The organism is Melioribacteraceae bacterium 4301-Me, from assembly GCA_041538185.1.
GTDB lineage: Bacteria > Bacteroidota > Ignavibacteria > Ignavibacteriales > Melioribacteraceae > Pyranulibacter > Pyranulibacter aquaticus.
Window position 1 is genome coordinate 232722 of sequence record JBGORM010000004.1, and the last position, 13726, is coordinate 246447.

The 13726-nt window shown below is 31.9% G+C and carries 15 protein-coding genes; 10 read left to right on the plus strand and 5 right to left on the minus strand.

Going from position 1 to position 13726, the window contains the following annotated elements; genetic code table 11:
- Positions 1–188 precede the first annotated feature (188 nt).
- Entirely contained in the window at positions 189–557 is a 369-nt protein-coding gene (gene trxA / locus ABRY23_08805) for a thioredoxin (GenBank protein ID MFA3783148.1), read from the minus strand.
- Positions 558–727: 170 nt separating this feature from the next.
- On the opposite strand from trxA, the gene ABRY23_08810 reads away from it, so the two are divergent.
- Entirely contained in the window at positions 728–1339 is a 612-nt protein-coding gene (locus ABRY23_08810; protein MFA3783149.1) for a tetratricopeptide repeat protein, read from the plus strand.
- 4 nt (positions 1340–1343) lie between these two features.
- Here ABRY23_08810 and ABRY23_08815 read toward each other — a convergent pair whose 3' ends face one another.
- The 4 genes from ABRY23_08815 to ABRY23_08830 are packed head-to-tail and all read right to left on the minus strand — an operon-like array spanning position 1344 to position 3933.
- Entirely contained in the window at positions 1344–2135 is a 792-nt protein-coding gene (locus ABRY23_08815; protein ID MFA3783150.1) for a hypothetical protein, read from the minus strand.
- 3 nt (positions 2136–2138) lie between these two features.
- Complete coding sequence (locus tag ABRY23_08820; GenBank protein ID MFA3783151.1) at positions 2139–2609, minus strand: universal stress protein; 471 nt, start codon at positions 2607–2609, stop codon at positions 2139–2141.
- A 14-nt stretch (positions 2610–2623) separates the two neighbouring features.
- On the minus strand, positions 2624–3151 hold the full coding sequence (locus ABRY23_08825; GenBank protein ID MFA3783152.1) for a cyclic nucleotide-binding domain-containing protein: 528 nt from the start codon (positions 3149–3151) through the stop codon (positions 2624–2626).
- A 29-nt stretch (positions 3152–3180) separates the two neighbouring features.
- On the minus strand, positions 3181–3933 hold the full coding sequence (locus tag ABRY23_08830; GenBank protein MFA3783153.1) for a HisA/HisF-related TIM barrel protein: 753 nt from the start codon (positions 3931–3933) through the stop codon (positions 3181–3183).
- Between the two features lie 178 nt (positions 3934–4111).
- On the opposite strand from ABRY23_08830, the gene ABRY23_08835 reads away from it, so the two are divergent.
- The 9 genes from ABRY23_08835 (at position 4112) to ABRY23_08875 (ending at position 13703) form a co-directional block, all read left to right on the plus strand.
- A complete protein-coding gene (locus ABRY23_08835; protein MFA3783154.1) occupies positions 4112–4966 on the plus strand; it encodes an alpha/beta hydrolase family protein in 855 nt (284 codons plus the stop codon).
- A gap of 13 nt (positions 4967–4979) precedes the next feature.
- Positions 4980–5540 carry a biotin transporter BioY gene (locus tag ABRY23_08840; GenBank protein ID MFA3783155.1) on the plus strand — a complete coding sequence of 187 codons (561 nt, stop codon included), beginning with the start codon at positions 4980–4982 and terminating at the stop codon, positions 5538–5540.
- Between the two features lie 16 nt (positions 5541–5556).
- A complete protein-coding gene (locus ABRY23_08845) occupies positions 5557–7557 on the plus strand; it encodes a (Fe-S)-binding protein (protein ID MFA3783156.1) in 2001 nt (666 codons plus the stop codon).
- Between the two features lie 30 nt (positions 7558–7587).
- Positions 7588–7797, plus strand: a complete 210-nt coding sequence (locus tag ABRY23_08850; GenBank protein MFA3783157.1) for a histone H1 — start codon at positions 7588–7590, stop codon at positions 7795–7797.
- Positions 7798–8096: 299 nt separating this feature from the next.
- Entirely contained in the window at positions 8097–9200 is a 1104-nt protein-coding gene (locus tag ABRY23_08855; protein ID MFA3783158.1) for a CapA family protein, read from the plus strand.
- Positions 9201–9303: 103 nt separating this feature from the next.
- On the plus strand, positions 9304–10500 hold the full coding sequence (locus ABRY23_08860) for an MFS transporter (GenBank protein ID MFA3783159.1): 1197 nt from the start codon (positions 9304–9306) through the stop codon (positions 10498–10500).
- Entirely contained in the window at positions 10493–11482 is a 990-nt protein-coding gene (gene dusB / locus ABRY23_08865; GenBank protein ID MFA3783160.1) for a tRNA dihydrouridine synthase DusB, read from the plus strand. Before ABRY23_08860 ends, dusB begins: the two co-directional genes overlap by 8 nt.
- A 5-nt stretch (positions 11483–11487) precedes the next feature.
- Complete coding sequence (locus ABRY23_08870; GenBank protein ID MFA3783161.1) at positions 11488–13191, plus strand: PHP domain-containing protein; 1704 nt, start codon at positions 11488–11490, stop codon at positions 13189–13191.
- On the plus strand, positions 13182–13703 hold the full coding sequence (locus ABRY23_08875; protein ID MFA3783162.1) for an adenine phosphoribosyltransferase: 522 nt from the start codon (positions 13182–13184) through the stop codon (positions 13701–13703). Before ABRY23_08870 ends, ABRY23_08875 begins: the two co-directional genes overlap by 10 nt.
- Positions 13704–13726: the final 23 nt, after the last annotated feature.

Here is a 13726-nt window from a genome sequence, read left to right on the forward strand (position 1 = left end):
CTTAAAATGATACGAATTAGCCTGGATTTGATGCACATTTTATATCAAGCTTAACTTTTTGTACTTAGTTGTTAGCTTTTAATTTCCCTAAGTTTGTTAGCAGTGCACTTTTTGCTAAATGATAGATTTTCTTGCTGAAAAATTCTGGATAAAATTAAACCTGTTTGCCGACATGCAGATGTGCGGCTCTATTCTATTTCTTTATTGTTCAATAAAATGCTTTCTATAGCTTCAATTAATGTTTCTTTTGGCAATGCACCTACAGCCATCTGAGGCTTATCATCTTTTGGAATAAACAAAAGAGAAGGGATACTTCTTATACCAAAAATTGCAGCAAGTTCTTGTTCTTCTTCGGTGTCGACTTTATAGACATTGATTTTGTCTTTATAAGTTTCAGAAAGTTCTTCTAAAATAGGAGCCACCATTTTACATGGTGCGCACCAGTCAGCGTAAAAATCAATTAATGCTGGCAGTTCACCTTTATAATTCCATTCAGTGTTATTTTCATAATCAAAAATTTTTTCTAAAAAATCTGCTTTTGTGATATGAGTAGTCATTTTTTACCTTTTTTATATTAAAGACTGATGTAAGATGCTTAAAAAAGAATTAGGATTCAATGTTTGCAGAATTAATTTTACTTTTTTTCTAAAAATATTTTAGTGGGACTAATTTTTATTAGTGAATATGATTAACTTTACCATAGAAATTAAATTGAAAAGAGGAAAAAATGAAAATCAAACCATTATATATTTACTTAGGATTATTTATTGTGGCAATAGCTTTGGTTATAGTGCTTGATGCGAAAAAGGGAAACGAAATAAAAAATGAGAGCTTACAGCAAAATATTCCCAATGATGAAATTCATAAAGGTCTTACGGGCGACCAAGCGCCATCGAAATCTAATTTGCGTGAAAGCGCAATAAAAAAAATGGAAGAACTAAGAAAAGCAGTAGAAGCAAATCCAAATGATACTGCAAAGGTTAAAGAATACGCAATGATGCTTGCAATGGGTCATCAACCTCAAAAAGCTATTGAACTGTTTGAAGGTATACTTGCAAAAGATTCAAAGAGAATAGACATATTGTTAACTTTATCTTTTTTGTATTATAACCAAGGAAATTTTGATAAAGCCGAACAAGCCACACAAAAGATATTGGCAATTGATAAAAACCAACAAGAAGCTAATTTTAATTTGGGAGTAATTGCGGAAGCGAAACAAGAAACACAAAGAGCTAAAGAGATATTTGAAAATGTGATAAAAAAGTTTCCCAATACAGATGTTGCTGTTCAGGCTCAACAAGCGCTTGAGCAACTTAAGGCTAAAAAATCTTCTAAATAATAAATTAGTTCGAAATTATTCTTGTGATTAGAGATTTTGGAATTTCTTCAAAGTAGAGATTTTCTATAAAGAGATGCGGATGCTCATAAGTCCAAATCTCTTTTTTATTTTTAAGTGTCTGTTCAAATTGATTTGTCATCTTGAATTTGTTTTTATCTGCTAAAACGTAGAAGGGTTTCTTGTAATATTTGCATGCAAAAGCCAAAGACTTGCTGCCCATTTTATTTACCACAGAATAATTTTTAAGTATTGCATCTGCGCCAATTAAAGCACAATCTATTTTTTTTACAACTTCAGGTATCATTGCTTCAGTAATAAGCTGAACATTGATATTCTTTTCTAATAGTTTTTTTGCTAAAATACGCCCTTCAAATTTTGGACGGGATTCTGAAATAATTACTTCTAAGTTTTTGTTTTTACCTGCATAATACTCTAAAAATGCAAGAATGGTTTTACTATTTGATATGGTGATTATAACATTATAATTCTTTAATACTCTGTAACAATTTTTAATTAGCTTAGATATTCTTTCATGAAAAATTAATTCGTAATCTTTTAATAGCTGTCCTAATTTATCCATGCTCTTTTTTTGCATTGCAAGACATTTTTTTAAGTACTGTTGAACAATTTCAAATGTTGTAAATTCTTTCAGTAGGAAAGAAATAATTTGTTTTATATTCTTACTGGAATCATACTTTTTTAATAAATAATTATTTATTGATAGCAAAATATCTGTACTACCGGAAGTCTTGTCAGAGATGATTTGCTTGAGCTGTTTATCAACTGTAAATGCCATCGGCTATTTTGGGTTATTATTAAATTGAAATCCTTTTATAGGTTCTCTTAAGGTTAGGACTGGGCAAGGAGCTTTTCTTACGACTTTTTCCGCTGTGCTGCCGAACAATAAATGTTCAACGCCGGTATGACCGTGCGTAGCAATTATAATCAAATCCACATCTTTTTCTTTGGCAGTCTCGTAAATTTCTACAAAAGGTTTGCCTGTTTTTATAATTGTTTCAACTTCTAATTCTGTACCCACGAAATTTTTAGCTAAAGAATTTAACTCCTCTTCAGCTCTTTTGTGAATATCAATATTAATAGTTGGTATTGCTACTTGTCCCATGCTAAAATCTGCTGGGTAAACTATTGGTTCAATTACGTAAATCAGATACATCTTAGCATTGAAGTATTTTGCAAAGTTTACTGCGTACTTCAATGCATTTTTGGAATAATCGGAGAAATCGATTGGGACTAAAATTTTTTTTATCATTTTTTATACCTTTTTTATTTTGCTCTAATGCTGTTATATAAATTAAAATAATCTTGGTTGAGTGTACGAAGTCTTGTTGCGATTATTTGAGTAATGCCTCTAAGTATTTGGATCCCTTCTTTTGGATGAGCTTCAATGAATTCATCTAAGTCAGGCTTAAAAATTACTGCCAATTGAGATTCCTTTAACGAGAGGGCTGAAGCAGAGCGTGTTTCTTCATCGAGCAAAGCGACCTCACCAAAAAAATCACCACTTTTTAGTAAAGCAATATCAAACCTCTCGCCATCGTCTGTCGTTTGGGTAATTAAAACTTCACCACTAATTATTATATATAAGCCAATGCCCGGGTCACCTTGATAAAAAATGTACTCATTTGCAGAATAAGCTCTATTATGGATTAGTCTCAACAAAGAGCGAATCAATTTTTGGTTTAACTTTTTAAACGGCGGCATAGAACAAATAATGCTTTCAACTTCGCTTTTTTCTGCAGGTGGCTTAAATAAGTTACTCCAAAAACTTCCAATTCTAATTGGTTCATTCATAGGACGACCATAGTTTTAGTATTATTAAGTTATTGAAATATCCCATGTTCAGCAACACGCCAAATTTTTTGACAGGGAAATTTATTTTCGTAAAGTGCTCTTCCAATGATTACAGAGTCAACATAATCTTTTGCTTCGTTTTGAAGTCTAATTAAATCGTGATAACCGCCTATACCACCAGAATGAGTTACCTTGCATTCTGAGACTTCAGCAATTCTTTTCGAAAGCTCAATATTTGGTCCGGATAACATTCCATTAGTTTTTACATCAGTAACAATAAACCTTTTTACACCATATTCTTTCAATTTAGCTGCAAATTCTTCAGGCTTTAAGCCAGTTTTATACTTTCTGCCGTAAACTACTACTTGATTATCTATCACATCAATTGCAGCTACAATTTTATTAGGTGAAAATTCTTCTAAGAGTTTTACGAATAATTTTGGATTTTCGTAAGCCATAGTACCTAATACTACTCGAAATACACCTAAACTAAAAGCTTCATGTACATCTTCCATCGTTCTTAAGCCCGCACCAAATTCAACTGGTATAATTACGGATTCACATATTTTTCTTATGATGTTAAAATTAACATGGGAATGTTCAGATGCAGAGTTGAAATCTACAACATGAATTATTTTGGCATTTTCCGCACGCCATATCATTGCCATTTCAACTGGGTCATTACAATACTCTGGACAATTTAGTTCTGGTATTCCTTGAACTACTCGAACAGTTTTACCATCTCTTATGTCAATCGATGGAATAACTAATAAGCTTGACATTTCTCCTTTACCTTTTATTACCTATTGTCATTCTAAATAATTGTTAAAATAATAATAAGAAAAAATAACTAATTGAATATATAAAGAAAATTTATTAGCCGAAGCATAGGGTTTTGAGTGGAATTAAAAATCCGCAAAATTATTGACTTTTCTTACCCTTATAAGCATATTTGAAAATATGAGTACGGACTATAATCTTATAACAACCGATGGTCAGAAAATTCAAATTACTACATTTGGCGAGGAAAATACAAATCCAAAGAATTGTCTTATATATGTTCATGGTTTTAAGGGTTTTAAGGATTGGGGTTTTGTACCGTACACCGCAAAATATTTTGCTTCAAAAAATTTTTATGTAGTTACTTTCCACGAAGTGGTGGATTCTCATAATTTTTCTCATAATGGAATTGGTGAAAATAAAACAGAACTTACCGAGTTAGAAAAGTTTGCGAACAATACAATAAGCAGAGAGATAAGCGAGCTTAATGAAGTAATTAACGCAACATTAAATGGTTTTTTGGGATTTAGCTCCATAAGAAAAATAGGATTAATAGGGCACAGTCGAGGCGGTGCAGTCGCTTTAATAGCAGCATCTCAAAGAGCCGAAATAAGTGCTGTGGCAACATGGTCAGCTATCTCCAAATTTAACCGTTATACAGATAGACAAAAAGAACAGTGGAAGAAAAATGGTTATATCGAAATCTTAAACACACGCACTAATCAATTAATGCGTTTAAATTTGAGTTTATTGGAAGACATAGAAAAAAATTCTAATGGTTTACTAAATATTCAAAGAGCTGTGGAAAATTTAAACAAGCCATTACTCATTGCGCATGGAATGCAAGACCTTACAGTTCCTATTGCCGAAGCGGAGGATTTATATAATTGGTCAAATAAATCTTTAACCGAATTTTTTACTTTAGGTGCTACAGGTCATACTTTCGATATTAAACATCCCTTTGAAGGCTCAAATGAGAAGTTTGAACAGCTCTTAAACAAAACTTACAATTTCTTTAAGCACAATTTAAGTTAAATAAGAGGTTAGCATGTTTTCTTTTGAAAATGTTAATAAAAATACTGTTAAAGAAGTTTTCTTGGCAGCAAAACAAAATAGTCTATTTCATGTTCTTAGCTTTACGCTACTTACTGCTTTGTCTGCTCAAGTTATTGTTCCTGTTGAACCAGTGCCATTTACTTTGCAAACAATGTTTGTAGTTTTATCCGGTGCATTTCTTGGCGCTAAAAATGGGTTTTTTAGCCAAAGCATATATTTAATTTTAGGAATTATTGGTTTTCCTGTCTTCGCTGGTTTTTCATTTGGACTTACAAAAATATTTGGTCCCACAGGCGGTTACTTGTTATCATTTCCTTTCGCAGCTTATCTGGTAGGTTATTTTGTAGAAAGAAATAAATCCAAATTTAATGTAGTATTTTCTATTGTACTGGCTAATATTTTAATTTTGTTTATTGGTGCTGCTTATTTGGCAGTATTTTTCGGCGGCAATTTCTCAAAAGCTCTTTTTAGCGGTGCTGTAATTTTTTCTGTATGGGATATTATTAAAATGTCTGCCGCAATAAGTATTTATTTTGCTTTTACTAAAAAATAAGCTGGTTGTTAATCTTATGGGATTAAAAAATATCATTTTCATTATTGTTTTTATTCTTTCCTTCTCTTTTTTGTTTTACAATCTAAATAGAGTAATAAAATTCCTTAAGCTGGGTCAAAAAGAAAACAGGTTCGATAACATTTATGAAAGAATTAAAAATGTTCTTAAGGTTGCATTTGGACAATCAAAATTGCTTCGTGACCCAATAGCAGGTACAATTCACTTTTTAATTTTTTGGGGATTTGTACTATTTCTCTTTGCTGTTGTCGAGTCTATTATTCAAGGATTTTACTCACCTTTTAGTTGGCAATTTTTAGGACTCTTATACTCACTTATTACTATTGTTCAGGATATATTTGGTGTATTAGTAATAATTTCTTGTCTCTATGCTTTGTTTAGAAGATTTGTTCAGAAAGTTCCCCGTCTTAACGCCGGCAAAAAAGAAAGTATTGATGCGGCAATTATTTTAGTATTAATACTATTAGTTGTGATGTCAATGTTTGGACTTAATATTTCACACATTGCAGAAAGAGGTTTTATTTTATCGAAATACGAGTTAAGACCTTTAAGTGAAATTTTAAGTCAATCTTTCTTTAAGTTAAACAGCAGCAATGCCAGTTCATGGTACGAAATTTTTTGGTGGATGCATATTTTATTTGTTTTTGGTTTTATGAATTACCTTCCTTATTCAAAACACTTTCATGTAATTACTTCTATACCGAATGTATACTTTAATAAGGTTGGCAAAGAGAAATATGTTCTCAAGAAATTAGATCTTGAGGATGAAAAAATTGAGCAATATGGTGTTTTAGATTTTGAACACCTTACATGGAAACAAATATTAGATGGCTTTGCATGTACTGAATGTGGAAGATGCACTGAAGCTTGTCCTGCTGCAAACACTGGCAAGCCACTATCACCAAGAAAAATTATTGTTGATATCAGAAAAAGGACAGAAGAAAAAGCACCACTATTGTTGAATCAAGATAATGAAAACGAAGATATTTTATCTAAGACACTTGTGCATTACTATATAAAAGATGAAGAACTTTGGTCGTGCACAACTTGTAATGCTTGTGTTTATGAATGTCCAGTTACCATTGAACACGTTGATTCAATAATTGATATGCGAAGAAATTTGGTGTTAATGGAATCCAACTTCCCAGCTGAACTAAATACTGTATTCAAAAATCTTGAAACTAATTTCACACCTTGGGCTTTTAATGCAAGCGATAGGGCAAATTGGGCAGAAGGAATGGGTGTAAAAACAATGGCAGAAGATCCAAGCTGTGAAATTTTGTTTTGGGTAGGATGCGCTGGCTCCTTTGATGCTCGTTATCAAAAAGTGACTAAATCTATTGCAAAATTACTGCAAATTGCTAATATTAATTTTAGAATACTTGGCAATGAAGAAAAATGTAACGGTGATACCGCAAGAAGACTTGGAAACGAATACCTTGCACAACTGTTAATGAAAGATAATGTTGATAAGCTAAATAGTTATAATGTTAAAAAAATAGTTACTGCTTGTCCACATTGTTACAATTCTTTGAAAAATGAATACCCGCAATTTGGTGGTAATTATGAAGTAGTTCATCATACTGAATTGATTCTTCAGTTAATAGAGGAAGGGAAGATTAAGATAAATCATAATCAGAATAAACAAAAGGTAACTTACCACGATTCCTGTTATTTGGGACGTTATAATAGTATATATGAACAGCCAAGAAAGTCGCTGAGTAAAATAAAAAATCTTGAAATTGTAGAAATGAAACGAAGCAGAGATAAAGGTTTTTGTTGTGGTGCGGGCGGAGGCAGAATGTTTTTAGAAGAAACTATAGGTACACGGATTAATATTAATCGAGCCGAAGAAGCAATTAATACCGGCTCGGATGTAGTTGCTTCGGCTTGCCCGTTTTGCATGACAATGTTGACAGATGGAATAAAATCTTTAGAAAAATCAGAAACAGTTAGTGTGAAAGATATTGCTGAAATTGTTCTTGAAAACATTAATTAATAAACCAATATTAACACAAGGAGGATTAATATGAGTCAAAAGTATCAGCAATTAGTAGAATATTTAAAATCTCTTGAAGTAGATGTTCAAAAATTCTACGAAAAGGGACAAGCAGCTGCGGGTACGAGACTCCGTAAGGGTCTAAGTGAACTTAAAAGAATGGCACAAGAAATTCGAAATGAAGTTCAAGAGATTAAAGCCCAAAGAAAAAATCAAAAATCTTCTAGTGGTGAAAATTAAAAATTATATTCACTCTGTATAAGCTTAGTGTATAGGCTGGAAGACTGGTTCTCCAGCCTAATTTTTTAAAAATTGAATTCTTAAAATAAGCACAGATAGACTACATCCCTTTAGTGCAAAATCTATAAGATGTTTTTAAAATTTATGTTTTTATAAAAAGACTTTTTCATTTGAATACAGCTTTAGATTTATTTCTTATAATTAGCCGTTCAAAATTAGCCGAGGTTTATAAACCTTTGATTTTGCTTCAACTAAAATAATCACAATAATTATCATCGTGATATTTAACTGATTTTTAAATGAAGAGAATTTTTTCAATAATACTGTTCGGATGCGTTTTCACAATATCCTCTGCTAAAAATCAATTGGATTCATTGAGTATCGTAACTATCTCAGCAGTTGGAGATTTAATGTGCCATTCGGTGCAATGCAATTATGCAAAAACTAACAACGGCTCTTTTGATTTTAATCCTATTTTTAAGTTTATCACAAAATTCATTCAAAATTCTGATTTATCTTTTGGAAATTTGGAAACTGTAATTTCTGGCAATAAAGAAAAATATTCTGGTTATCCATTATTTAATTCTCCAGTTGAATATTTGCAAGCAATTAAAAATGCAGGCTTCGATATTCTTTTTACTTCGAATAATCATTGCTTGGATAAAGGCGAAACAGGCTTAATTAATACGATTGAAAAAATTAAAGAAATTGGATTGATAAATGTGGGAACCTTTGTTAGTCAAAAAGATCGTGATTCAATTAGGCTAATTAATTTAAAAGGAATAAATATTGCCGTACTTGGTTATACTTTTAGCACAAATGGAATCCCTCTGCCAAAAAACAAGAACTTTCTCGTAAATATTATCGACACGAATTTAATTAAGAGTGATATCAATAATGCAAAAGCAAAAAAGGCCGACTTAATTTTAGTTTATTATCATTTTGGTGATGAATATTCAGGAAAGCCTTCAAAGTTTCAAGAAAAAATTGTAAAAAAGTCAATTGCCTACGGTGCAAGCATAATTTTAGGTAGTCATCCGCACGTTATACAAAAAGTTGAAAAATTTAAGTGTAATTATGGAAATATTGATACTGGTTTTGTTGCTTATTCTCTCGGGAATTTTGTTTCAAATCAAAGATGGCGATATTCTGATGCTGGTATGATTTTACAATTTACAATTGTTAAAAATTTTTCGGATGATTCAATAAAAATTGTAATGTTGTCCTATGTGCCAACTTGGGTTTATAAGGGAGAATTAAACGGTAAAAAAGAATTTGTCATTTTGCCTTGTGACAGTGCTTATTACAAACAATATGATTTTTTAAATTATTATGACTGGCATTTGCTAAAACAGAGTCTCTCCGATACGAAGAAGGCATTAAGTAACATCAGGCCACATTGATTGCTTTTTTTCACGGAAAGCTTCTGGAATAATTTTTACCGCAATTGATTCAACAATTCCTTTATTATTTTTTTATTTTTGCACAATTATTTTGAAATTTCGTATGAATAAAAAAGCGTCTCTAACAGTTATTTTCATTACAATATTCATTGACTTAATGGGTTTTGGAATACTAATTCCCATACTACCCACTTTTGCAAGTAAAAGCCTGGGGATTTCAGATTTTGGGATAGGGATCATTATTGCTTCATATTCTTTTATTCAATTTATTTTTAGTCATACTCTTGGCAGGCTTTCGGATAAAATAGGAAGAAGACGGATTATTCTTTTTTCACTTTTGTTTACAATTACCTCATATATTGTTTTTAGTTTTTCGTCCTCATTTATTTTGTTACTATTTTCTAGAGTTTTGGGTGGAATTGGAGGTAGCAATATTGGTGCTGCTCAAGCCTATATTGCTGATATTACACCAAAAGAAGAAAGAGCAAAAGGGATGGGGGTAATTGGCGCTGCTTTTGGCTTAGGTTTTGTCTTTGGTCCTTTAATAGGAGGTTTCCTCTCTGGCTATGGTTATCAAATTACCGGCTTTGCAAGTGCTTTTATGTCTTCCGTAGCTTTTCTGTATGCTTTTTTTATGTTGCCAGAACCTAAACATATTTTAGAAGCAAATCGTCTAGAGAATCATAGCTTGATTGATATCAAATTTGCAAAACAAATATTAAAACATAATATAGTTGGATTGCTAATTGTGATTTTTTTTATAATAGTTTTTTCAATGGCAAATATTTATGGGACTTTTTCATTGTTGGGATATAAGGTCTACAATTTTACTGATAGACAAATTGGTGAATTGTTTGGTATACTTGGGATTGTCAGTGCAATTGTGCAAGGTGGTTTAATGAGAATTTTGTCAAGCAAATTTTCAGAAAGATCAGTCGTATTAATTGGTGCTGTTTTTATGTCGCTCTCATTGGCACTATTGCCTTATGGAGTAAATTTTATAGGAGTTGCAGCAATAGCATGTGTTCTTGGCTTGGGCGTTGGAATCTTACAACCTACTGTTTTAAGTATGATTTCAAAATACTCTTCTGAGAAGCAGCAAGGAGCGGTTTTAGGACTTAATTCGTCGTTTTCTGCATTTGGGAGGGTACTTGGACCTTTATGGGGAGGGTTCTCCTTTAATTTTTTTGGTTATCAATTCCCATTTATAACTGGTGCCGCGTTTACTTTCGTTACTTTTTTGATTGCTTTATTCTTATTATCTTCACATAAACTTTCGCAAGCTTTAGAGCATGTTTAAAGTAGGTAAAATAAATATAGAAAAGGCAATTTTACTTGCACCGATGGAAGATGTGACCGATGTTGCATTCCGAAAAATTTGTAAAGAATATGGTGCCGATGTTGTGTATACTGAATTTGTCAATTCTGATGGGCTTGTTCGTAATAACAAAAAAACTGAGCAGAAATTAACAATTTTAGATGAAGAACGACCTATAGGAATTCAAATTTATGGCGGAAACTTACAACCTATGATTGAGGCGGCAAAAATTGCTGAATCTCGGAATCCAGATATAATTGATATTAATGCCGGCTGTTGGGTTAAGAAAGTTGCAAATAGAGGAGCTGGTGCTGGTTTATTAAAAGACCCCCCTTATATGCAAAAAATGGTTGAGGCTATTGTAAAAACTGTTAATATACCTGTCACTGTTAAAACTAGAATCGGGTGGGATAACAATTCAATTCATATTTTGGAAATTGCCAAAAGAATTGAAGATGCAGGCGCTGCTGCAATTACTATTCACGGAAGAACAAGAAGTCAAGGTCATTCTGGAGAACCTAACTGGGAAATAATTGCAAAGGTTAAAGAAAATATTTCTATACCTGTAGCTTTAAATGGCGGAGTCATGTCGGCTGAGGATGCTGTAAGAGCATTTAACCAAACTAACGTAGATGCAGTTATGATTGCGAGGGGTGCGATAGGTAACCCATGGATTTTTAGAGAAGTGAAAGAATTAATGAAAAATGGTAAAATTGTAAATTCGGTAACAGTAGAAGAAAGAATCACAACTATTCTTCGGCATCTTAAATATGCTATTGAAATTAAAGGTGTCAGGGGAGCAATTATCCCATTTAGAAAATTTTATTCGGGTTACTTAAAGGGATTATTTGGAGCAGCACAAGTTAGAAAAGAATTGATGAAAATAGAAGAATATGCTCAATTAGAAGATTTATTGCTTTCCTATCTGTCGGAGCTTAAAAATAATTTTGAACAAGTAGCATAAAGTTTATGTCTCTTAAAATAGAAATAGCCCAACTTCTTGAAAATTATTCTGATTTATTAGAGCTCAATAATGATAACCCATTTAGAATAAAGGCGTTAAGAAAAGCTTCAGAAATTATACTTTCATTAGATGATGATTTAGAGTACTACTTGAACTCAGGCGAAATTGCCAACATTAAAGGGATAGGAAAAGGTATTTTATCGATTATTGAGGAGTTCAAAAGTAAAGGGAAAGTAGAAGATTATGAAAGGCTGAAATCTAAATACCCGGCTACAATCTGGGAATTGTTCAATATCAAAGGCTTGGGAGCAAAGAAGATTAAATTGCTGTATGACCAATTAGGTGTTTCCTCTGTTGATAGTTTAGCTAAAGCGTGTGAAGAAAATCAGCTATTAAAGTTGAAAGGCTTTAGTGCCCAATCTCAAAGACATATTTTAGAAGAAATAAATAAACTGAACGAAGCTAAGAAGTATATTCTATTGGACTTGGCTACTAAATATAAAGATGAAATATTAGCCTATCTTTCAACCATTCCTGATGTAATAAAATGCGAAGTTACTGGAGAACTTCGTAGGATAAATGAAGTAATTTCTAAAATAGAAATTGTTGTTTTAGCAAAGAATATACAGAATGTTAAAAATGTACTTAGTGAGAAATTTTTACTTAACGATATTATTGATGAATCTAATTATTTAAAATTAGTCTTTAATTACGAATTTAACAAAATATGTGAAATTTATGTTATTAATAAACCGCAGACTTACACTAAAATATTGTTTGAGTCTACAGGCAGTAAAGCTTTTTTGGAAAAGCTTAATTATAGTCAAAGTAAATTAGAGTACAACTCCGAAGAAGAAATTTTTAAAACTTTAAATCATTGTTATGTAATTCCTGAAATGCGAGAGGAGCAGCTTTTTGATTATCCCGTAAAACTACAGTTAGCAACCGACCTTTCAATTGAACATTTTCAAGGTTTGCTCCATTTTCATACTAATTATTCTGATGGATTGAATTCTTTAGAAGAAATGCGTTTTCAAGCTCAGAAAATGGGTTTTAGGTATATAGCTGTTTGTGATCATAGTAAATCAGCTTTTTATGCAAATGGAATGGACGAAAAGAAAATTCTTCAGCAAAAATCCTTAATTGAAAAATTAAACCAAGCAGATGGCCCTTATATTTATCACGGTATTGAATGTGATATCCTTTCAAATGGCAAATTGGATTACGATGACCAAATCCTAAAAGTATTTGATTTTGTGGTAATATCTGTACATTCAAACTTTGGTTTAAATGAAAATGAGATGACTAATAGACTTATTAAGGCAATTGAGAATCAGTATTCTGATCTTTTGGGACATCCTTCAGGTAGACTGCTATTAGCCCGCGAACCTTACAAAGTTAGTATGTATAAGGTAATAGATGCATGCAAAGAAAATAACGTTGCAATAGAAATAAATGCTAATCCACAAAGGCTAGATTTAGATTGGAGGTTTATATTACCGGCAAGGGAAAAAGGTTGTAAGTTTTCCATTAATCCGGATGCACATTCTATAAGTTCCATAAGTGAAATAAATTATGGTATTATGGTGGCAAGGAAAGGTGGGCTGCAAGTTAATGAGGTTATCAATTGTTACAATATTAAGAAATTTGATGAATTTCTAAACAGGAAAGTTAACCGTAAAAATAAAGGGGATATTCAATGGAGTTAAAATCCTTAATTAGAACCGTACCAGATTTTCCTAAAAAGGGAATAATGTTTAGAGATATCACTACTTTGCTTAAAGATAAAAATGGCCTTAATTATGCTTTAGAAGAATTATATAATTTATCTAAAACAAAGAAGATAACAAAAGTAGTTGGTATAGAATCTCGAGGATTTATTTTAGGAGGTGCTCTGGCTATAAAATTAGGTGCTGGTTTTGTTCCTATTCGAAAACCAGGTAAATTGCCTGCCCCGTCTATTTCAGAATCTTATATTTTAGAGTATGGTGTAGATTCAATTGAAATTCATAAAGATGCTATTCAACCTGGAGATACTGTGTTGCTCCATGACGATCTTTTAGCTACTGGTGGTACAATGAATGCAGCATGTAAGCTAATTGAAAACTTAGGTGGCAAAGTAGAACAAATTTCTTTTTTAATTGAATTAGCATTTTTGAAGGGTAGAGAAAAACTAAGCAGATATGAAGTTCATTCACTTATTCAATACGATGAGGAATAAAATATAAACTTAATTACCGAATC